Source organism: Pseudoalteromonas sp. NZS37 (assembly GCF_015864265.1).
Lineage (GTDB): Bacteria > Pseudomonadota > Gammaproteobacteria > Enterobacterales > Alteromonadaceae > Pseudoalteromonas > Pseudoalteromonas arctica.
This window is the reverse complement of record NZ_JADYXL010000002.1, coordinates 342,952-363,986: the sequence shown is the minus strand read 5'-3', so window position 1 is coordinate 363,986 and position 21,035 is coordinate 342,952. Positions and strand designations below refer to the sequence as shown.

Below are 21,035 nucleotides of genomic sequence, written 5' to 3'. Positions count from 1 at the left end.
TATTAATTAATATCGGGTGTTGAGTCTCTTAAAATAAGCTTTGGCTGAAACACGTGCTTTACTGTTATGCCGCTTTTTTTATAAATGTCTTTAAGTACTAAGTTAGCCGCAGCTCGGCCCATTTCGGGAACTGGGTTATCTATTGTAGTAAGCGTTGGGTAGAGGTAATTGGTAAAAATTACGTTATCGAACCCAATAATGGCTAAATCTTTTGGTAGGTTAAAACCGTGTTCGCGGGCGTATTTCATAGCACCCGATGCCATTTCGTCATTGGCACATACAAGAGCAGTTATTTGCGCTTTATTTTGAATAAAATGCCTTAAGCCGTCGCTGCCACCAGTTTCTTTAAAGTCACCTACATAATATAAGTTTTCGTCAAAGGTGATGTTGTATTCTGCTAGTGCTTGTTTGTGACCTTTTAAACGATTTGACGCATCTTCTTTAAACTGCGGGCCTGCTATGTACGCAATGTTTTTATGACCTTTGTTGATCATGGCTTTAGTGGCTAAATAGCCGCCCATTACGTTGTCGAGGCTAATGCAGTTTTCTTCAATTTCTTTAACGTAGCGGCTCATTAAGTAAATAGGGGTTTTGCCTTTACTTAACTCAATTAGATACTCGTTTGATACCGCTTCTACGTGGGCAATAATAGCGTCGCAATTACGGCCTATTAAAAATTCAAAGCCGCTTTTTTCTTTTTTCTCGTCACTGTGCCCAGGGGTAATAATAACGTGTTTACCCGCAATACGAAGGTGCTCTTCAATGGCTGACATCATTTGACCAAAAAACGGACCATCCAACTCAGAAACTAAAATACCGACGCTGTTTGTAGTGCTAGACGCCAAAGAGCGAGCAATAGAACTTGGCTGATAGCCTAGCTCTTTCATTGCTTCTAATACCTTTTTTTTAGTTTTTTTGCTTACGTAGTCGTTGTCGTTAAGCACCCTTGAAACAGTTGATAAAGACACACCTGCCATTTCTGATACTTGATAAATTGTCGCCATTGATGTCCTAGCTTATATGTGTTTTTACTCGCGCTTTATAAAAATATAAAGCGCGAAGAATCATTAAAAGTTAATTTACACATTACTGCGTCTAATTGCTAAGTCTTCTGTTATTTTTTGCGTCATCGCTGAGGTAAGCGGATAAATAAGCATCAATGCGGCGCCTAAAAAAGCAAATGCGGCAGGTATCCAGCTCATAAGTAACTGCATACCAGGTAGGGCTTGGGTAATTGTTAGCTCATCCATGCCGTTATAGCCGTAGCCTGCAAGTACCACTAATACTAATGCACCTGCAAAACCACCACCGGTTTTTTGTACAAACGTACCCGCAGAATAAATAAGCCCTGTTGCGCGGCGTTTATTTTTCCACTCTGAATAATCGGCTGAATCGCCAAGCATACTAAAGAACAATGTCGGCATCATGGCGGCAAAAAATTCAGCAGCGCAACCAAAGGTAAATACTGCAACTAGGTTATCGCTAGGTACCCAGTAAAATGCAGTAGTGAGTAACCCGCTTAGCATTAATGATGCAATAAAGAGGTTTCGTTTACCCATTATTTCGGCCAGTTTACCTGTGGCAAGTGCGCCTAATATAGATACAATCAATAAGGCAATAAAGTATTGCCCAGCCATGAGTTCATTAGCTACGTGGTATTTAAAGTAATATGCAATTACGCCGTATTTTATGCCATTAAACATCATGGTTAAAAAACCAATACCGAGTAATACCAGCCAGGGTTTGTTGGTCAGAAGATCAACCATGTCGCGCTGTGATCCCGTTAAGCTTTGCTTATCTTTATTGAGTAATTTTTTAATAACGAATGTCATTGCAGCCATAACAAGGGCAAAAAATACGCCGCTGTATAAATCGCGGTAATAAAAAAACAAGGTAGTAGCAAGCAAAGGTAGGATTATAAATGGCAAGCTTTTGGTTAAATCAAATAACTCTGATTTTAAATTCCCTTCATTTGAGGCGTGCGGTGTTACACGCTCTTTAGTGGTCGCAAACGTTATAATCATTAAAATAATAAGTAAGCTGGCAAATAAGTACATAGTAAGCTGATAGCCTTTAGCGTTGTCGCCGCCACCAAAAAATGCCACTAGCTCAGGTAAAAAACCCATAACCAATAAACCACCAGTAAACGCACCTGCAAACCTAAAACCAGAGAGCTTTGTGCGCTCTGTGTCGTCTGGTGTCATAACGCCCATAAGTGCCGAATAGGGCACGTTACTTACGGTGTAGGCAAGCGTTAAACCTATGTAGGTTACGTAGGCATAAATAAGTTTGTTGGTGGTGCTAAAGTCGGGTGTAGTAAAACACAACACCATAAACAAGCCCAAAAATGGTGCCGAGTAGAGTATCCATGGGCGAAATTTACCAAAGCGCGACTGCGTTCTGTCGGCAATCATACCCATAATAATATCGGTTACGCCATCAGATAGCCTTACCACTAAAAACAACATGGCAGCGGCAGCCGCCGATATGCCAAATGTATCGGTGTAAAACACCGCTAAATAAGCAAGCGCGCCGCGCCACACTAAGTTAGCGCCGGCATCGCCCATGGCGTAACCGACTTTTTCGTATAAAGGGAGTTTGTTCACAGTGTGTGTTCTTATTGTTATAAGCCGATAATTTATCGGCTTGTTATGAGTTTAGTGTACGCTTTACCGCTGGCTTTAACAGTTCGTTTTTGTGTGTTGTAGTCTACGTGTACTATACCAAAACGTTTTAAATATCCTTCAGCCCATTCAAAGTTATCCATTAGGCTCCAAGCAAAGTAGCCATCTACTTTTACGCCTTGCTCAGCTGCATTATGTAGGGCATTTAAATGCTCGTGGTAATATTCAATACGGTCGTTATCTTTTACTTCACCGTCTTTAAATTCGTCAGCCATGGCTGCGCCGTTTTCGGTAATGTAAATAGGTGGTAGGGTGTATTTTTCGTTTAACGATACAAGTAACTCTGTCAGTGCTTTAGGATAAATTTCCCAGCCTATATCGGTCATTGGCGCTTTATGTGGCAGCTCATGGTAAAAGTCGGTTTCGCTTGCTTGATAATGCATGCGGGTATAAAAGTTAACCCCTAGGTAATCTAGTGGTTGAGCAATTATTTCCATGTCGCCATCCAAAATGTCAGGGCGGTGGGCTTTAGGTAACTGATTAATAATATCAGGGTATTTACCTTGCATTACAGGCTGCATGTACCATTGGTTTATGTAGTCATCAGCAAATGCAGTCGCTTTTAAATCTTCTTCGCATTGGGTAACTGAGTAACAAGGCGTAAAGTTAAGTACAATACCGTTTAATGTATTTGGGCTATTTTTAGCAAGTACTTGCATAGCCAATCCGTGGCCTAGCAATAAGTGGTGCGCAGCTTTACGACCAAACTCGCGACCTACAATACCCGGCGCATGTACGCCTATTTCGTAACCTAAGTAAGAGCTACAAAACGGCTCGTTTAAGGTGGCGTAAGAGTGCACACGATCACCAAATGCTTTTGTAATTAAATCTGTGTAATGCGCAAATTCGTAAGCGGTGTTACGGTTTAGCCAACCGCCTTCGTCTTCAATATGTTGTGGTAAATCCCAGTGGTACAGCGTTACAAAAGCTTTAATGTTACGGCGTTTTAATTCATCTAAAATGTCGGTATAAAACTTAACGCCTGTCGGGTTTAGGTGGCCATTTTTAGTCATTACGCGCGGCCATGAAATAGAAAGTCTGTAAGCGTCTACACCTAATGACTCAATTAAGTTTATATCGTCTTTCCAGCGAGTGTAGTGCTCGCAGGCTACATCGCCATTTGAATTATCGACTATTTTGCCTTCTTTACTGCAAAAGGTATCCCAAATACATGGCAAGCGATCGGTTGCGCCGCCTTCAATTTGAAATGAGGCCGTAGCTACACCATAGGTAAAATTTTTGGCTAAAAGGGGTGAGCCACTAGGTAAAGATAATTGTTTCATTAAGAGAAAACCTCTGCTTCTTTTTTGGTAAAGGTTGCTTTGTATAGAGCGTGTATTAAATTCAATGTTGGAAGCGCTTCCATATTTAATTTGATTAATCACTAAGGATGGTATTTAATAACTTTAAGGAAGCGCTTCCATATTTAGGTTAGTGGCTATTGCTAAGTAGGTCAATAGTTAAATTTAAATAACAAATAGGTGCTGCACAAAAACACACTGACACAACACAGGGCTATAAAAATGAAAAAAAGCTTAAACACTAATAGGTTACGAATGCTCCCTATTTTAATAGGCGGATTATGCGTTTTAAGTGCGTGTAATAAACAAGAGGTTAACGCTAATAATAGCCAAGGCGCCGTAGCCAAAAATACTGAGCATGAGCAAGGTAATTTATCACTTTGGCCAACGCTTAAAAGCAAAGTAGTGAAAACGCCTGAAATTGAAAATACGATTGCACAATATTTAAAAATAATGACGCTTGAGCAAAAAGTAGCGCAGATGATCCAACCTGAAATTCGCGATATAACCGCTGCAGACATGCGCAAATATGGCTTTGGTTCTTATTTAAATGGCGGTGGCTCGTTCCCGAATGCTGATAAGCATGCAACGCCAGCCGATTGGATAACACTTGCTGAAAGTATGTATCAAGCATCGGTTGATGACTCAATTGATGGCAGTAAAATTCCAACTATGTGGGGCACTGATGCGGTACATGGTCATAATAATGTGATTGGCGCGACGTTATTTCCGCACAATATTGGTTTAGGTGCAGCAAATAATCCTGCATTAATTGAGCAAATTGCAGCAGCTACGGCAATAGAAGTAATGGCAACAGGGATAGATTGGGTATTTGCACCAACAGTTGCTGTAGTGCGCGATGACCGATGGGGCAGAACGTACGAAGGCTACTCAGAAGACCCTGCAATTGTACGTGAATATTCAGCCGCAATTGTAAACGGATTACAAGGCAGAGCTGGTGATGATTTTTTAAGTGACAAACGCGTAATTAGTACTGTTAAGCACTTTTTAGGCGATGGCGGCACGGTAGATGGCGACGATCAAGGTGACAACATTGATAGCGAAGAAACGTTATATAACATTCATGCGCAAGGTTATATAGGAGGCTTAACCGCAGGTAGCCAGTCGGTTATGGCATCGTTTAATAGCTGGAATGGTAAAAAAAATCACGGCAATCAATACTTACTTACCGATGTACTAAAAACAAAAATGGGTTTTGATGGCTTTGTTGTAGGCGATTGGAACGGGCACGGACAAGTTGCCGGCTGTACAAATGAAAGCTGCCCGCAAGCTGTTAATGCCGGGCTTGATATTTTTATGGTGCCAACGGGTGCTTGGAAACCACTTTATGAAAATACAATTAAACAAGTAAAAGCGGGCACAATAACAATGGCGCGAATAGATGACGCCGTGGCACGTATTTTACGCGTTAAATTACGCGCGGGTTTATTTGATAAACCAAGCCCCGCAAATCGAAAATATTCAGGTAAGTTAGAACTAATAGGTGCACCTGCACATCGCGATATTGCCCGCCAAGCGGTACAAGAGTCGTTAGTACTGCTTAAAAACAACAACCATTTATTACCGCTTAACCCATCAAGTAACATACTAATTGCAGGCGATGCGGCCGATAACATAGGCAAGCAATCGGGTGGTTGGAGTATTACGTGGCAGGGAACTAATAATCAAAATGCAGATTTCCCTGGGGCAACGTCTATTTATGCCGGATTAAAAACGCAAATAGACTCTGCTGGCGGTAATGCTATTTTAAGCCCAACGGGTGAATTTAATACCAAACCCGATGTAGCCATTGTTGTATTTGGTGAAGAACCATACGCAGAGGGGCATGGCGATAAAGACAACCTTGAGTTTGAACGTAACAATAAACGCTCTCTTAAAATATTAAAAACATTAAAGCAGCAAAATATACCGGTTGTTTCTGTGTTTATATCGGGCAGACCAATGTGGGTTAACAGCGAGCTAAACGCGTCAGATGCATTTGTAGCAGCATGGCTTCCTGGCACTGAAGGACAAGGCATTGCAGATGTTTTATTAGCGGATGCAAGTGGGCAGGTACAGTACGACTTTAAAGGTAAATTGTCTTTCTCATGGCCTAAATCGCCACTACAAACCGCAGTAAATAAGGGCGATGCTGATTACTCACCATTATTACCCTATGGCTTTGGTTTAACATATAAAGATGAAAGTACGCTTGCCAATAATCTAAATGAAGACTCAGGTGTTGATATTAGTAACCTTGCGCCGTTGTCTATATTTAATGGCAGTTTTAAAACGCCGTGGCGTTTGTTTTTAAATTCAAACAGCGAGCAGCACCAAGTAGCAAGTAACAGTGTAAAGCTCGGTGGCATTACTTATCGCACTGAAGACAAAGCGATTCAAGAAGATGCGATGCAATTTAACTTTGATGGCACTGCATCCAGCTACATCGAAATTAATAGTAACTTTACCGAAGACAAAGTGGCCTACATTGAAGCAAATTCGGCCCTTAGTTTTAGCTATAAAGTAAACCAAATACCTAGCTCACATACATACCTTGCAATGAAGTGCGAACAAGGTTGTGGCGGCGAGCTTGATATTACTAATGAGCTTGAAAATGCTGATTTAAATACATGGCAAACCATGAGTATAGATTTAACCTGTTTTGCTAAAAAGGGCGTTGATTTTGCCAGAATAACCAGCCCTTTTATTATTAAAACGGCAGGAGAGCTTAGCGTTTCAGTTGCAGATATTAGCTTTGAACCACAAAGCGCTAAAAGCGCCGTGGTTAAGTGTGAATAATAAAACGTAAAAGTTGTTGTGTGTACCCAAAGCCCTAAGGGCGTGTTTATCTTTGTGGATTGAAATTTGTTCAATCTAGGGGTAATTTAATCGCGGCGCGAGGTTTGTAACCTAGTGGGCTAAGTAAAAACCGAGCAACAAAGAGTAAATTGCCCCTAGGCAGAACCCTACGGGCAGCGCATGTTTGGCATTTATGCTACGTTATCGCCTATTTATGGGGAATAACCACACTACATAGGCTCTGCCTTGCCTAAAAACCAAACATACTGCTGCAAATTCAACCACCAAAGAACAACACGCCCTAATAAGGGCTTTTTTTATGCTGGGCAATATTGTTTTAAAAACTCATGATGAGGCGGTAATTGGCTAACGCGCTGTTCTATTTGCTGTTTAATACCGTGTAAAAAACGGGTGAGTTCTTCATCACTCATCATGCTGGCTATTAAGTGATGTTGATTAGGCTCAATACCTTGACCAAGCATTACTTGCACCCACGAGTCGACTCTAAAAATGTCGCCATCGTCTAAAAATACACGGCCGGTTTGTTTAAACAAATCAATTTTATGTTGAAGTGTTTTTGGCACCTCCATGGCGCTACAGTGTTGCCAAAACTCACTGTCATCGCGATTAGTTACTTTGTAGTGCAGCACAATAAAGTCGCGAATATTTTCTATTTCACTTTTAAGCTGTTTGTTGTATTCGTCAATGGCGTGATTGGTAATGCCATTAAACGGAAATAAACGCATAAAGCGAATAATACCCGACATAATTAAGTGAATGCTGGTGGACTCAAGTGGCTCTACAAAACCGCTAGCAAGGCCAAGTGCTAGGCAGTTTTTGTTCCAGCCTTTTAAGCGCCGGCCTGTTTTAAATTTAATAATACGCGGCTCTGTAATAGCCTCACCTTCAATGTTATTTAATAGTAGCGCTTTGGCTTGTTCGTCATCCATATATTGGCTGCAATATACTAATCCGTTACCTACACGGTTTTGCAGCGGTATACGCCACTGCCAGCCGCTTTTGTGGGCAATAGATCGGGTAAGTGGCAATACGGTATCGCTGGTGGATTTTGTTTGCACGGCAATGGCGCTGTTACACGATAATAAGTGCGACCAGTCTTCGTAGCCAGTATGCAATGCTTGCTCTATTAATAAGCCTCTAAAGCCGGTGCAATCAATAAAAAAGTCGCCATTAATATACTCGCCACTATTTAAAGTTAATGACTCTATATGGCCTGTTTTAGTGTTTTTTACTACTTTTTGTATTTTACCTTCAATACGTTTTACACCTAATGGCTCTGAAAATTCACGTAAAAACTGCGCGTAACGCGTGGCATCCATATGGTAGGCATAGTTAATGGGGTTTTGCTGGTTAAACGCAAATTTACCGGCTTTAGCCGCTTGCAGCTCGTAGCAGTAATCGCCAAATGGGTTGTTTATTCCAAGTGCTTTACCTTGCAGCCAAAAGTGATGAAATTCACCCGCCCAACATTCTTTGCCCGTTGCGCCAAATGAGTGAATATAATGCGTGTTTTCATCGCCCCAGTTTTCAAAGCTAATACCTAATTTAAAACTAGCTTGAGTGGCTTTCATAAATGCTTGCTCGTTTATACCCAGCAATTTATGAAATGTACGAATAGGCGGAATTGTTGCTTCGCCAACGCCCACAGTGCCAATATCGTCAGATTCAACAAGGGTTATGTTTATATTGCTGCCAACTAATTTAGCAAGTGCTGCTGCAGCCATCCAACCTGCAGTGCCGCCCCCAGCAATTACTACGTTTTTAACAGCGTTTGTTTTAGTCATTATGTGGCTGCCCATTATTTGATAAAAGATGATTTAAAAGCGCGCGATTACTTGGCAGTCCATTTAAGTACTGCGCTATTTTTTCGCGGTTTTGCTGATAATAGTAATCCCCAGCACGTGGGTCGTTAAATGCATTTTGTGCAGATACTGTTTGTGTATTAAAGCCCATGCCATATAAAACGTATTGGTAACTGCTTGATGAAAACACTTCTTCGTTTTCAATAAAATCAAAGCGGCTAGGGGGTTGAAATTGCCAAAGTTTAAGTAAGTTTTGCAGGCGCTCGGGCGCGGTATTTAAATTACTAATATCTTGCCAATAAGGAGTGTCGTTGCGCTCGCTTAGCACATAATGAAGTTTTAAAAACTCAATAACGCGCTGCCAACGAGTACTAAAACGGTCATTAAAACGCGTTTCAAGCTGGCTCATGTGGGTGCGGTTTTGCGGTAGCTGCTCGCTTATCATGCTAATTGAAAGCTCAACCATGGCAAGTGCTGACGCTTCAAGAGGCTCTAAAAAGCCAGCAGACATACCCACGGCAACACAGTTTTTAATCCAAAATTTTTGCCTGTAACCAGGGCTGAATTTTAATACGCGGTAGTTAAGTTGCTCAGCTCGTTGCTCACTGGTGCTTTTGGCTATGTAGCTTTTTAGTGTACTTGTTGCGCTTTCATCGCTTTGATATTTACTACTAAATACATAACCTGTACCACGGCGCGTTGGCAGGGCTATATCCCAAATCCAACCGTTACTTTGCGCTGTAGATAGCGTAGCAGAGGCGATTGGTTGATCGGCGTGTGCATTAGGTATTTGCGCCGCAACAGCGCTGTTATTAAATAAAATATGATCTTGCGCTATAAACTCACTATTAAAATGCTCACCAATTAAACGAGCGCAAGAGCCTGAGCAATCTATAAATAAATCACCCGTTATATCGCCATTATTATTTGTTTTTAATGAGGCAATATAGCCATGATCGTCGTTAATAACCTCGGTTACATCGTCAATAATATGCGTAACGTTTAGGTTTTTAACACAGTGATTTTTTAAAAATTCAGCAAATTTACCCGCATCTAAATGATAACCATAGTTGGTAACTGCTGCATATTCAGGTGTTTGTAATTGCTTTGGTGCAAGTGCTGCTTGGCTTACAAAGCTTTGCATATTAACAACGTCGGCAAATTTTTGGTTAGGTGCAATGCGTTGCCAGCTGGCGTGTAAATTAGTGTGCTCGTAGCCTTGTGGATTCATAAAAGGGTGGTAGTAGTTTTCTCCCTCACTGAGGTTGCGCCAATTTATAAATTTAGAACCTTGCTTAAATGACGCGTCGCACTGGGTTATAAAATCACTTTCTTTAATGCCAATACGTTGTAGCGTGTTACGCATTGACGGCCACGTACCTTCGCCCACGCCCAATATAGGCACATTTGCCGACTCCACTAACGTTACATTAAGGTGCGGGTGTTCGGCGGCTAATAAGCCTGCGCTTAGCCAGCCGGCAGTACCACCACCTAAAACGACTATTTTTGTTACTGGTTTGGTCATGAGTTAACACCCTAAAGTTGATAACAATTAAACTAGCATCAATACTGTTTTAAATACAAAAAAGCCGCTAGTAAAAACTAACGGCTTTACTTTGTATTACCTTTAGAAGTTGTAACGCATACCAATATTGTAACGTGCACCTAGCTGTTGTAGGTTCCACAATTGTACTGACGTACGGCCATGTTCGCGGCTGTTTTGTTCAGTAATATTAAGGCCTTCAACAAAAAACGATAGTTGCTCGCTGTAGTTGTACGCAACATTAAAGTCGATTTGATAATATTCTTCAGTAAAGCCTGGCTCATTTACGTATCGAGCTGCGCTATTTAAAAACTTATCACGCCAGTTGTAAGCAATACGTGCTTGAAAATCGTCGTTTTCGTACATTGCAATAAAGTTAGCTGTATCGCTTAAACCCACTAGTGCAAATTGTGTTGTAGTAGGGTCGGCGTTTACATCAAAGTCGATGTCGCCATTAACTGTGGTGTAGTTTGCTTGCACACCAAAACCGCTTTCACCAAAAAAGTGTTGAAAGGCAATTTCAAAACCATCAATGGTGGCATTTTTATTGTTGGTAGGTACTTGCGCTGTAAATTCTAGTAATGGGTCATCGCTGTTAGCAATTACATCGTAAGCGGCTTCAAACTCTTCGTAGGTCATAGAGTCAAAATCAACGTTGTTTTCTGTAGCGGCAACCATTTGAAATAAGTTTGAATCGGTTAGGGCAAGTCCGCGAGATTCTAGTTCAGCAATGGCAGCTTGTGCGCGAGGACCCGCTGTTGCATCGCGTAATCCGTAGTAGTTTTGCGTCATTGGTGTTAAACCAATAAAGTTTTCGATGTCTTTAGTGTAATAACCTACCGACACATAACTTGTTTCTGCAAAGTACCACTCAGCCGATACATCAATATTGTCTGATTCAAGCGGCACTAAGCCAGGGTTACCCGTTGACGCTGTAGCCGGTGAAGAACCCGCTAAAAGAGTAGGGGCACCCGGTACACCAACAGTCGCTGCTGAACTTAAGTTGTCGTAAGTTGGGCGAGCAATTGTTGTGCTATAAGAAAAACGCGCTTTCACGTTTTCGATTACTTCTATGTCAAAGTCAAAGCTTGGTAAAAAGTGATCGTAGCTAGATTTAAGCGTGAAATCTTCTTTATCTGAGCCAAAGCGAACGTTAAAGTCGTTATTACCTTCCCATGCTACTGCGTTAGGTAAGTCGATATTAGCCGTTGAGGTAATGTCAGTAGACTCTTGGCGTGCGCCAATAACAATGTTGTATGGCATATCGCCAATGTAACCATTGTAAGTAAATTGCACAAACGCTGCGGTTATATCTTCTTCAATGGTGCGGTTAGTTGCAAATGCGCCATCGGCTGCAAAATTAAAGCCGTATTCTTCACCTGCCCAGTAACCAATTTGCGATGCGCTGCCGGTATAACCTTGGTTGAACGAGCCCGATGTATCGTAGTCGTCAAACTCAGCTAAAAAGTTTGTTGGGTTTAGGTAGCCATCAGGTAGTTCGCCTGGGTTTTCTATACCCCAGTTACCCATTGTATTACGTGTAAGTGATTGCAGTGAATGGCTTTCCATAGAGCGAGACTCTATACCAAAGTCAATTGCGCCGTTTTCAATTTCGTATTTACCATGGATTCTAAATTCTGTGATTTCAGACTCTTGGCGAGCAAAGTTAGAATCTAAAATAGACGTACCCACATCAGAGGCATCTAACGTGTTATTACAATTTAGGTTGTCTCGGCGGCAATCATCAAAATCGATACTCATTGATGGCAGTTCGCGGCTAAAATCAACTTCTTGTGCGTTAACTACGTTTGCGCCCAAGCCTGCGTTTACCCAGCTGCCGTAAGGTGCATCTGGTTTGCTAGTGGCTTTTGAATTGTGCGCATCAAACATAAAGCTCAATTCTGAATTAAAATAGTATTCAACGTTTAAACCAATAGAGTCGTTTTGATTAACTTGGTTTAGCTCTTGAAACGCTAAGCCTAAATCGCGTGTTTGCTGATCGCGACGTTCTTCTCGGTAGTAAATAGGGGTTTTTACCGTGTTGTCGTCAAATGTTAGCGCGCTTTTGTAGTTATCCATCCATATTGATTGCTCAGCACGGGCTTCGAATAAATCTTGCTTAGAATATGTGTAATCAAGCGTGGCTGTTAAATCGTCAATTGGGCTGTACTGCAGCGTTAATTGTGCGTTTGTACGAGTGCGTTCTCTGTCGGCAATGGTGTAGCGCAAATCTGATGGCATTGAATAAAGCTGGCCAACGGCGGGTGCATTAGTTAAAACAATATCGTCTGCTGCTTGTGGGATTGTGCCGTCAAAAGCAGATGTATTCCATTGATTTACAAACGCACCTGTTGATGAGCTATCGCGCTGTTGCATGCTTGCAGTTAACGAGGCACCAAATTTAGCTTCACTGTCGGTCCAGCTAATTAAGCCTGAAAGCTCTGGTGTTATGTCATCACCAACACGGTTTGTTGAGTCGTGTAATGCTTTTACGCCAATGCTTGAAACAAAGCCTGGATTGTCGAGTGGGCGAGCGGTATTAATATTAATTGTTGCGCCAATACCACCTGATGCAATGCTAGCTTTACCCGTTTTATATACTTCAACCGATTTAACGCTATCAGACGCTAAGTTTGCAAAGTCAAATGCACGAGAGCTGGGTGTACCACCGCCTGCAGGCAAAGATGCCGCCGGCATTGTACGCCCGTTTAGGGTTACCATATTGTAGTCGGGGCCAAAACCACGAACCGTTACTTTAGAGCCTTCACCATTTGAACGATCAATCGACACACCCGTAATACGCTGTAGCGACTCGGCTAAGTTGGTATCGGGGAATTTACCAATATCTTCAGCTGATATAGCATCTACAACACCTGCGGCGTCGCGTTTTAGCCGAGTTGACTCTTTAATACTGCTTTTAAAACCAGTAACTTGAATTACTTCAACATCTGTATTTGCTTCTTGTGCATATACAGGTAAAGAGATTGATGCGCCTAAAATCAGAGATAGGCTGGTCGCTATCTTTGTTTTTCTTACAATATGGTTGGACATTCGGTTTCCCTCGCACTTTTATCATTATTATTAACAGCTGTATGGGGCTGTTATTGTGTAATTATAAACATTGTCAAATGTATGGAAGCGCTTCCAGAAAGGTTTATTTAACTGAGCTTTGTGGAAGCGCTTCCAGAAATGCTAGTTTAAATTTTAAATAGGGTCAACTATTGTTTTAATAAAATGAGACTAAATTGTTTTTAAAATGTATGTTTTTTAGATTTAATTTTATTTAAATTATAAATTACAAGTGGTTATAAAAAACTGTTTGAAATAGTGCTGTAACAACATTTTATTATAAGAAAACCAATTATTGATTAATTTAGTTATTTACACACTTTTATAAGGTGTTTAAATCAGCTTTTAATACAAGCTAAAATTAATAAATTGGCCGTTGGTCACTCAACTAAAAAATAGGCACATTTACTGACTTTGCTAAAAATGCCGATGTAGTGGTTATGCACAACGCAATTGATGAAAACGCATCAGACGGGGCTAAAAATTTACACATTACCCCAAGTCAAATCACTAAGGTACTAATTGAGGCTGCACCTAAAACGGCGGTTCTATCTCATTTTATGAATCGGTCATTAAAAAATCAGCAATTGTTTAAAAAATCGTTAATTAAATCACTAAAAAGTAACGTAGTTTTTGCAGAAGATGGTTTAAAAATAAACTTATAAAGTATTGCGCATAAGAGTGTTGCGGGTCGCTAGTTTTATCGCTATTTTAAAGGCTCTCTCATAGATGGATTTTATTATGCGCATTAAATTTTTAGCGAGCTTTTATTCTTTCTTCTTGTTTGCACTGTTTGGTTGTGACGATCAAAGCATGGCAATGCAAGATAGCCCTCAGCTAAATAGTAATGCAAGTAACTTACCCTCTGATCTCAAAGTAAACACACCTCCAGCAGCTCAAACAAACGAACCCGCTTTAGTGGTCGGTATGCTAGCAACACATTGTAAAAGTAATGAAGCAGCCTACATTAACGCAAAAATGCATAAAGTTGTGCGTAACCCAGATGAAAGTACAGCCTACAAGTTAGAACCTACCGATAAAGTGCTTTCTATTTGTGTTGCAAAAGATGACTCATCGCTTAGTTATCGATTTGGTAGAGTTAATGACATAGGGCTTGAAAAAGAAGCAACACCGGATGCTCCATTTGGTAGTTACTACAGGCAAGTAGGGCGTATTGGCGAGAGTATTTTATTTTTTAGTAACGGCGAATATCATTATTATATTATTAACTCAGGCGGTATGGGCAGCGGTGTAACCGTTAATGTTTATAAAAACGATACATTAATAACTGAGCTGTTTTCGGGTAATGATCCTTACGATGATTTTGTTATAGCAACCGATTTAAATTTCCCTAAAAAATTGGTTATCGAAAAACAGCCATTTAATAAGCAAATGCAGTAAATAATGACTCCACAGCAGCAAAACGTAATAGAGCAAGGGCATTGGTTTAAAAACCGTAGCGCTTATTTAAAAAGCTTTTTATTAACGCAGGGCAAAACGCTCTCGCTAAAAGCTCAGCAATCATTATTTTTGCGAGGTGATAAGCACGATGGAATTTATGCCGTGCTTAGCGGCGTGGTGCGTATTAGTGGCGTAAGTAACGAAGGCAAAGAAGCCGTATTGAGCTTTATTGATTCATCACTGTGGTTTGGCGAAGTTACCTTGTTTGATGGTGGCCTGCGCACTCATGATGTATATGCACAAACTGATGTTGTGCTTTTTTACGTGCCCCAACGCGCGCTTGAACAGCTATTAAACGAACAGCCACAATATTGGCAAGAGTTTGGTTTATTGCTGGCACAAAAGTTACGCCTAATGTTTACCTCAATGGAAGATCACGCCCTGTTAAGCGCTGAGCAAAAAGTATGCAATCGGCTTTTAATGCTAAGTGAGCATACAGAGCACTTAACACCGCTTGTTTTATCTCAACAGCAACTTGCTGATATGACCTACCTAACGCGCCAAACTATTAATCAAATACTGCAACAGCTTGTTAGTTTAAAAGCTATTAGTTTGGGGTATCAACGCATAACTGTTTTAGATAAACAAAAGTTACAGGCCCGAGCTACACAAGCTTAAATAGAAGCTGCTTTATTTAGTTGGAACCAAAATTGCTACATAATATGTAATGCAACAATGGATTTGAGCTAATGACTACAATAACCTTTAAAAATCAATATAGTAATTATAACTCTCCAACAGTAAATAAAGCGGCAGGTTCAAGCGAAGTTGCGGCAACTAATACCCTCCCTAATGAAAAACCAAATGATGCTAAAGGCATAATCTCAACGCCAAAAGATCAAACGTTTTTAGAAAGTGCCCAAGAAGCGCTGGTTTATCAGCGCTTAGGTGTAAACAAAAACAAAATAGACGAGCTAAAAGCGACAATAGAAGAGCTCATTAAAGAACAGCAAAGTGAGGGCGCAGACCCTAGCGCAATTGCTGATAAAATAGAGGAACTTCAAAAAATGCTTGAGCAAGAGTATCAAAAAGGGCGCGAGCGAACGGATATGAAAGGTGAGTATGAGCCGGGTAAAATAATTTCTGCATTTGTTTAATTTACAAAGTGTCGGATACCTGACATTGTTGTTGTGTCTACTTTTGCTAAAGTAAGTTTTATATATAAAAATAAAGGCAAAACAATGAAAACACTTCAACAGCAGCTTGGTAAATATGGTTTGTATCATCGTTCTAAACGTAATGTACTAACGCATTTTTTTGGTATTCCGCTCATTGTATTTGCAGCGTTGTGTTTACTAGCGCGCATTCAAATTCCCCTTGGTAGTGTAGTAATTGATGGCGCACAACTTTTTGTATTAGCGTCGGTTGTTTATTATTTTATGCTGAGCTTTTCGCTTGGCTTTATTATGGCCGTGATATTCACCTTACTCCTTGTTGCTGCTCAGCCCATTGCAGCAATGGCTTTTTGGCCTTGGTTGAGTATTGGCGTAGGTGTGTTTGTATTTGGCTGGGTATTACAGTTTATTGGGCATTATTACGAAGGTAAAAAACCGGCGTTTGTAGATGACCTAATTGGTTTAATTATAGGCCCTTTGTACGTAACTGTTGAACTACTATTTTTAATGGGTTTTTACAAAACATTAGAAGATGAAGTAAACGCAATAGCTGGCCCTACAAAGGCTTAACTAATAAAAATTAATTACGGGTGCTTATGCAATATAATAATAAAACCGTGTGGATCACCGGCGCATCATCAGGCATTGGTAAAGAGCTTGCTATACAATTTGCTGAGCTTGGAGCGCGTGTTATTTTATCGGCGCGCAATGTAGATAAACTAAACGATTTAAAAGCAACGCTTAAAGGCGAAGGGCACTTAGTTATATCGCTTGATTTAGCCCAGCCAGAACACGTACTGAGCACAATAACAGCAAAAATGAACGAGCTTCCTGCAATTGATATTTTAATTAATAACGGCGGCGTATCGCAGCGTAGCTTATTTTTAGAAAACGACTTTAACGTGTATCGCCAATTAATGGAGGTTAATTACTTTGGCTTAATTGCACTTACTAAAGCTTTACTGCCTGCTATGGTGGCAAAGCGCAGTGGCTCAATTGTGTCTATTAGTAGTGTGGCGGGTAAAGTAGGTTCAAAATTTAGAACGGGTTATTCGGGTTCTAAATATGCGGTTGTTGGTTTTATGGATTGCCTACGTGCAGAAGTAGCACAACATAACATTCATTGTTTAACAATTTGCCCTGGCTCTATTAAAACAGCAATTGCGCATAATTCACTAAACGAGCAAGGCATAGCGCAAAATAAACCAGAAGAGTCGATAGAGAATGGCATGGATGTAAGCGTAGCTGCTACAAAAATGATTCGTGCCATAAGTAATAAAAAAGACGAAGTGATTATTGGCAAAGGTTTAAGTGGTTGGGCGCCTACAATTAAGCGCTTTTTTCCTACTTTGTTTAATCGCATTACTGCAAAAACAAACTATAGGTAGCGTCGTTTATTTCAAAGGCGTAAAATGCCGTAAATTTGATCAATTTAGAAAAGGATTCTAAATGAAGTATTTATGGTTGAGCCTGTTTTTTATTGTATTAATTTGGTCTGGTATTAACCCAAAAGATCAATTTACATGGCTGCTTGAAGTTATCCCCGCAATTATTGGTTTAGTGCTGCTAGCAAGTACCTATAGCCACTTTAAACTTACCCCTATTTTATATACATTTATTTTAGCGCATTGCATAGTGCTGATGATTGGCGGGCATTACACCTACGCCGAAGTCCCTTTTTTCGATAACCTATTTGGTAGCGAGCGTAATAACTACGACAAAGTAGGGCACTTTTTTCAAGGGTTTGTACCTGCACTACTAGCACGCGAAATTTTACTGCGCAAAAAAGTAGTAAATGGTCGAGGCTGGTTAATCACCTTTGTTATTTCGGTATGTTTAGCATTTAGTGCTTTTTATGAATTAATAGAATGGTGGGTTGCAGTATTAAGCGGCGAAAACGCAGAAGCATTTTTAGGCACGCAAGGTTACGTGTGGGATACCCAATCAGATATGGGACTGGCGTTATTTGGGGCTATTTGCTCATTGTTAGTACTTTCAAAAGTACACGACAAACAGCTAAAAAACGTTAAAGATTATTTATAGGCTATAGGAACGTTCTATAGAAATGTTTATAAAAACATTGATAAAAAAGACTATTAACTTATGAGCGCAAACATTAGTAACTACTCAATAAGCACAGACAAAAGCAAACTTAACTTTAACGTTATTTATAACTTTATTGCTAATAGCTATTGGGCCAAAGGCATTCCTAAAAGCGTAATGCAATCAGCAATTGATAACTCAATGTGCTTTGGTGTTTACAGCGCTCATAACGAACAAGTTGGCTTTGCCCGAGTAGTGACCGATAAAGCAACCTTTGCCTATTTAGCCGATGTATTTATTACCACGCACTTGCAAGGTAATGGGCTGAGTAAGTTACTTATTAAAACAATAGTAGAGCATCCTGAGCTACAAGGGCTCAGGCGCTTTTTATTAGCGACTTCTGATGCGCATGGCCTTTATGCACAATACGGGTTTAAATCAATAGACAACCCCGCACTACTAATGCAAATAAGTCCTGAGAATGTGTATGGTAAAAACAATCGTGATACCTATTAAATGGGGGAAGAGTAAATTCCGTCTAATGTTCTTGTTAGCTGTGCATTACACCCAAACATCATCTTCTGCTGTAAGTTCGCTACCTGAATCACCAGTATTAACAACACCTTTAGGTTCAACTATCATGATTTTACATTCTGAAGTTGCTATAGGTTTATGTTCAATGCCTTTAGGGATTACAAACATTTCACCTGATTCTAATGTAACGACTCCATCGCGAAATTCAATGTTAAGGCACCCTTCAATTACAATGAAAACTTCGTCAGTATCCGGGTGATCATGCCATACAAATTCACCTTCTACTTTGACCAATTTAAACTGATAGTCATTCATTTCTGCAATTACACGAGGAGACCAATGATCTGTAAACTTAGTAAACTTTTCTTTAAAATTGATTGCATTCTGTTTCATGAAAAATTCTCTATAGCTAGTACTGCTAGCGCCCGCATAAAATGCGGATAATGCTTGGCTAAAATTAGCGAAGAATGAGCGTCAGCCAAGCGTTTGACGTCATTTTTGATGCGCTTGTTAAGTTACCTATTTAGACGGTATAAGCCACATTCATTAGCCCATTTTTCAATTTTTTCTGCGTGTTTAGGATTACGTAAATAGAAAACATTAGTGTCGTCCCAGCTTTCAAAATATACAGCCTCCAACTCAGGCAGCATCACTTTATAAAAATGACTACTATCTACATTATGTGGAGCGCACATTAGGTAAGCTTCTTTAGCTGCGTCCGAGGTGAATTTGCGAAACTGTGGTTTAGCTGAACTCCAACGACCTTTAAATGTAAAGTTTAGAACCTCAGTGTTGTCGATTAATTTTTTCGCAAATTTAACGAATTTTGCATCTCTACTTTGTTGCTCCTCATCAGCAACATCAGATAAGTATTTAATTGAGTCTTCTGCTCCCAACCAACGATCGAAAACCGAAACCGCCATGTAAGTATATGCATCTGTATCTTCTGCAGCATACAACTTATCAAGATCTGGATACTTTTCTCGCAAGTCTATTTGAGATTTTATATCCAATGCCAGAAATTTACGCATATCTTCCTTGGTAACTTAACGAGCCTGTAGATTAACTCGTTTTTAAATTTTTTTATTGATAAATAAACCATAGCTGAGTTCCTATTTTGGTTCAATTGATTACTGTATTTTTACGTAGAATATTGAAGTGTTTGATATTGTTTTAATTAGCGTTTTGGAAGGGGGGGACGGGTGTTTGAGTGGCTTTTATTTAGGGTAAAATGGCTTATCCTTCTTAATGCATCGTGTTTTACAGCTTTTCTATATTATGAACAAGGCAATACAGTTGCCGCAGCGTGAAGTAAGGTATTCACTTTCATTTGACCCCGTAAGGTCAATTTATTCATACCTTTGTTCACTGTAATGTACCGCTTTTTATTTAAAGGAAAGTCCGTTCAAGGTAATTAGGATGGGTGTCATCCTAATTTTGCATGAAGCGGGACCGAGCAGACTGTTTTAGTCCTCCTTGATTGGATTGTTAGCAATACATTGCACGCGCTTCATGAAACCACCTTTAGTTAAAACCTGTGAGCCTGATGGAAAACTATTAATGAGTAAATCACCATTTTCTAGTAACCAAGACGATTTAGGCTTACCAACCAAACTGTATAACTTTTGAATTTTGAAATCATTAGAGATTAAATGCAAATCTCCGTAGTTTGACATCATATGTGCTAAGCCTGACGTTACTACCAAACCAAACGGCATTTCGTAAATATCTTCAACATTCATTTCTTTGATTAGTGTAACTTTATCACTTTCATCAATTAACAGTAATTCACCGCCAAACTCACCACGATTACTACCAGTGATAATATTATTGCCTAAATTTATAATTATTTCTGGCTGTATGATTTGATTCTCAATTACTGCTTTATTTTCTGAATTATGTGATCTACTAGGAAAAGATTTTTTGTATTTACCCGTTGTTCTATCAATTAATTCAAATAACCATGGCTTTTGAGATAAGTCTGTTGTCCCTAGTTTATCAAAAAATTCTTTTACGCCAACTTCTGATACTTCTCTCTCTGCACTTCCTTTAAACTCTGTTTTATTTGGATACTTTGATGCGTCATAGCCGCATGTAATATCCTCAAAGATATTCGCAGAAATAGAGAATGAGCAAAAAAGTAAAATAAATATGAATATTTGCAACTGACTCTCCTTGTATTGCTAACGAGCCTGTAGATTAACTCGTTTTTTATTTATTTTTATTGATAAATAAACCATAGCTGAGTTCCTATTTTGGTTCAATCGATTACTGTATTTTTACGCAGAATATTGAAGTGTTTGATATTGTTTTAATTGGCGTTTTGGAAGGGATTATGGATGCTTTAGTCGCTTTATTTTAGGTTAAAAGGGCTTACCCTCATTAATGCATCGTGTTTTTCAGCTTTTCTATATTATGAACAAGGCAATACAGTTGCCGCAGCGTGAAGTAAGGTATTCACTTTCATTTGACCCCGTAAGGTCAATTTATTCATACCTTTGTTCACTGTAATGTTCCGCTTTTTATTTAAAGGAAAGTCGGTTCAAGGTAATTAGGATGGGTGCCATCCTAATTTTTTTGATGGCGTAGACCACGCACCAAAGTACGCAGTTTAATAAAACTGGGGGCAGCGTACGACTCGTCATAGCCTGTGGTATCACCAG

At 39.9% G+C, this 21,035-nt stretch carries 18 protein-coding genes and 1 pseudogene; 9 read left to right on the top strand and 10 right to left on the bottom strand.

Translation table 11 applies throughout. The features are described 5' to 3' along the window. Window positions 1–2 precede the first annotated feature (2 nt). The 3 genes from I6F47_RS04975 to I6F47_RS04965 all read right to left on the bottom strand — a co-directional run bounded on the left by I6F47_RS04975 (window position 3) and on the right by I6F47_RS04965 (window position 3,967). Entirely contained in the window at window positions 3–1,004 is a 1,002-nt protein-coding gene (locus tag I6F47_RS04975) for a LacI family DNA-binding transcriptional regulator (RefSeq protein ID WP_024594396.1), read from the bottom strand. A 75-nt stretch (window positions 1,005–1,079) separates the two neighbouring features. Then, a complete protein-coding gene (locus I6F47_RS04970; RefSeq protein ID WP_197111431.1) occupies window positions 1,080–2,606 on the bottom strand; it encodes an MFS transporter in 1,527 nt (508 codons plus the stop codon). Between the two features lie 32 nt (window positions 2,607–2,638). Further along, a complete protein-coding gene (locus I6F47_RS04965; RefSeq protein ID WP_197183446.1) occupies window positions 2,639–3,967 on the bottom strand; it encodes a GH1 family beta-glucosidase in 1,329 nt (442 codons plus the stop codon). Window positions 3,968–4,207: 240 nt separating this feature from the next. Here I6F47_RS04965 and I6F47_RS04960 point away from each other — a divergent pair, with 240 nt between their 5' ends. Next, window positions 4,208–6,784, top strand: coding sequence for a glycoside hydrolase family 3 protein (locus I6F47_RS04960; protein ID WP_197183445.1), 2,577 nt, complete (start codon window positions 4,208–4,210; stop codon window positions 6,782–6,784). 317 nt (window positions 6,785–7,101) lie between these two features. Here the strand turns inward: I6F47_RS04960 and I6F47_RS04955 are convergent, their stop codons facing one another. The 3 genes from I6F47_RS04955 to I6F47_RS04945 form a co-directional block, all read right to left on the bottom strand. Then, window positions 7,102–8,589: a tryptophan halogenase family protein gene (locus tag I6F47_RS04955; RefSeq protein ID WP_197183444.1), complete on the bottom strand. Its 1,488-nt coding sequence runs from the start codon at window positions 8,587–8,589 to the stop codon at window positions 7,102–7,104. Next, window positions 8,582–10,132, bottom strand: coding sequence for a tryptophan halogenase family protein (locus I6F47_RS04950; RefSeq protein ID WP_197183443.1), 1,551 nt, complete (start codon window positions 10,130–10,132; stop codon window positions 8,582–8,584). Before I6F47_RS04950 ends, I6F47_RS04955 begins: the two co-directional genes overlap by 8 nt. A 102-nt stretch (window positions 10,133–10,234) precedes the next feature. Next, entirely contained in the window at window positions 10,235–13,201 is a 2,967-nt protein-coding gene (locus I6F47_RS04945) for a TonB-dependent receptor (RefSeq protein ID WP_197183442.1), read from the bottom strand. 458 nt (window positions 13,202–13,659) lie between these two features. Here I6F47_RS04945 and I6F47_RS04940 point away from each other — a divergent pair, with 458 nt between their 5' ends. The 8 genes from I6F47_RS04940 to I6F47_RS04905 all read left to right on the top strand — a co-directional run bounded on the left by I6F47_RS04940 (window position 13,660) and on the right by I6F47_RS04905 (window position 18,354). Continuing rightward, entirely contained in the window at window positions 13,660–13,884 is a 225-nt protein-coding gene (locus I6F47_RS04940) for a hypothetical protein (protein WP_231609163.1), read from the top strand. Between the two features lie 64 nt (window positions 13,885–13,948). Further along, on the top strand, window positions 13,949–14,620 hold the full coding sequence (locus I6F47_RS04935; RefSeq protein ID WP_007583329.1) for a hypothetical protein: 672 nt from the start codon (window positions 13,949–13,951) through the stop codon (window positions 14,618–14,620). Between the two features lie 3 nt (window positions 14,621–14,623). Continuing rightward, window positions 14,624–15,298: a Crp/Fnr family transcriptional regulator gene (locus I6F47_RS04930; RefSeq protein ID WP_197183441.1), complete on the top strand. Its 675-nt coding sequence runs from the start codon at window positions 14,624–14,626 to the stop codon at window positions 15,296–15,298. A gap of 71 nt (window positions 15,299–15,369) precedes the next feature. Continuing rightward, a complete protein-coding gene (locus tag I6F47_RS04925; protein WP_197183440.1) occupies window positions 15,370–15,777 on the top strand; it encodes a hypothetical protein in 408 nt (135 codons plus the stop codon). Between the two features lie 84 nt (window positions 15,778–15,861). After that, the gene (locus I6F47_RS04920; protein WP_024597905.1) at window positions 15,862–16,365 is read left to right on the top strand and encodes an Mpo1 family 2-hydroxy fatty acid dioxygenase; all 504 of its coding nucleotides are present in this window, start codon (window positions 15,862–15,864) and stop codon (window positions 16,363–16,365) included. A 26-nt stretch (window positions 16,366–16,391) separates the two neighbouring features. Next, on the top strand, window positions 16,392–17,183 hold the full coding sequence (locus I6F47_RS04915; protein WP_197102409.1) for an SDR family oxidoreductase: 792 nt from the start codon (window positions 16,392–16,394) through the stop codon (window positions 17,181–17,183). 61 nt (window positions 17,184–17,244) lie between these two features. Beyond that, complete coding sequence (locus I6F47_RS04910; protein WP_007583339.1) at window positions 17,245–17,838, top strand: DUF2238 domain-containing protein; 594 nt, start codon at window positions 17,245–17,247, stop codon at window positions 17,836–17,838. A 60-nt stretch (window positions 17,839–17,898) separates the two neighbouring features. Then, a complete protein-coding gene (locus tag I6F47_RS04905; protein WP_197183439.1) occupies window positions 17,899–18,354 on the top strand; it encodes a GNAT family N-acetyltransferase in 456 nt (151 codons plus the stop codon). A gap of 45 nt (window positions 18,355–18,399) precedes the next feature. Here I6F47_RS04905 and I6F47_RS04900 read toward each other — a convergent pair whose 3' ends face one another. The 4 genes and pseudogenes from I6F47_RS04900 to I6F47_RS20745 form a co-directional block, all read right to left on the bottom strand. Continuing rightward, window positions 18,400–18,765 (bottom strand): cupin domain-containing protein, encoded by a 366-nt coding sequence (locus I6F47_RS04900; protein ID WP_165722991.1) that lies wholly within the window; start codon window positions 18,763–18,765, stop codon window positions 18,400–18,402. Window positions 18,766–18,887: 122 nt separating this feature from the next. Then, window positions 18,888–19,403 carry a hypothetical protein gene (locus I6F47_RS04895; protein ID WP_182780850.1) on the bottom strand — a complete coding sequence of 172 codons (516 nt, stop codon included), beginning with the start codon at window positions 19,401–19,403 and terminating at the stop codon, window positions 18,888–18,890. Window positions 19,404–19,838: 435 nt separating this feature from the next. Continuing rightward, on the bottom strand, window positions 19,839–20,537 hold the full coding sequence (locus I6F47_RS04890) for a hypothetical protein (protein ID WP_197183438.1): 699 nt from the start codon (window positions 20,535–20,537) through the stop codon (window positions 19,839–19,841). 217 nt (window positions 20,538–20,754) lie between these two features. Then, window positions 20,755–20,887 (bottom strand): annotated as a pseudogene (locus tag I6F47_RS20745) (transposase); the annotation flags it as partial. Between the last annotated feature and the right edge of the window lie 148 nt (window positions 20,888–21,035).

What these genes read in the sequence shown, in the direction of transcription:
- I6F47_RS04955 (WP_197183444.1), bottom strand. Translation starts at nt 8,589, where the DNA reads ATGACTAAAACAAACGCTGTTAAAAACGTAGTAATTGCTGGGGGCGGC.
- I6F47_RS04910 (WP_007583339.1), top strand. Translation starts at nt 17,245, where the DNA reads ATGAAGTATTTATGGTTGAGCCTGTTTTTTATTGTATTAATTTGGTCT.
- I6F47_RS04940 (WP_231609163.1), top strand. Translation starts at nt 13,660, where the DNA reads ATGCACAACGCAATTGATGAAAACGCATCAGACGGGGCTAAAAATTTA.
- I6F47_RS04915 (WP_197102409.1), top strand. Translation starts at nt 16,392, where the DNA reads ATGCAATATAATAATAAAACCGTGTGGATCACCGGCGCATCATCAGGC.
- I6F47_RS04930 (WP_197183441.1), top strand. Translation starts at nt 14,624, where the DNA reads ATGACTCCACAGCAGCAAAACGTAATAGAGCAAGGGCATTGGTTTAAA.
- I6F47_RS04975 (WP_024594396.1), bottom strand. Translation starts at nt 1,004, where the DNA reads ATGGCGACAATTTATCAAGTATCAGAAATGGCAGGTGTGTCTTTATCA.
- I6F47_RS04900 (WP_165722991.1), bottom strand. Translation starts at nt 18,765, where the DNA reads ATGAAACAGAATGCAATCAATTTTAAAGAAAAGTTTACTAAGTTTACA.
- I6F47_RS04935 (WP_007583329.1), top strand. Translation starts at nt 13,949, where the DNA reads ATGGATTTTATTATGCGCATTAAATTTTTAGCGAGCTTTTATTCTTTC.
- I6F47_RS04945 (WP_197183442.1), bottom strand. Translation starts at nt 13,201, where the DNA reads ATGTCCAACCATATTGTAAGAAAAACAAAGATAGCGACCAGCCTATCT.
- I6F47_RS04895 (WP_182780850.1), bottom strand. Translation starts at nt 19,403, where the DNA reads ATGCGTAAATTTCTGGCATTGGATATAAAATCTCAAATAGACTTGCGA.
- I6F47_RS04925 (WP_197183440.1), top strand. Translation starts at nt 15,370, where the DNA reads ATGACTACAATAACCTTTAAAAATCAATATAGTAATTATAACTCTCCA.
- I6F47_RS04960 (WP_197183445.1), top strand. Translation starts at nt 4,208, where the DNA reads ATGAAAAAAAGCTTAAACACTAATAGGTTACGAATGCTCCCTATTTTA.
- I6F47_RS04920 (WP_024597905.1), top strand. Translation starts at nt 15,862, where the DNA reads ATGAAAACACTTCAACAGCAGCTTGGTAAATATGGTTTGTATCATCGT.
- I6F47_RS04950 (WP_197183443.1), bottom strand. Translation starts at nt 10,132, where the DNA reads ATGACCAAACCAGTAACAAAAATAGTCGTTTTAGGTGGTGGTACTGCC.
- I6F47_RS04965 (WP_197183446.1), bottom strand. Translation starts at nt 3,967, where the DNA reads ATGAAACAATTATCTTTACCTAGTGGCTCACCCCTTTTAGCCAAAAAT.
- I6F47_RS04905 (WP_197183439.1), top strand. Translation starts at nt 17,899, where the DNA reads ATGAGCGCAAACATTAGTAACTACTCAATAAGCACAGACAAAAGCAAA.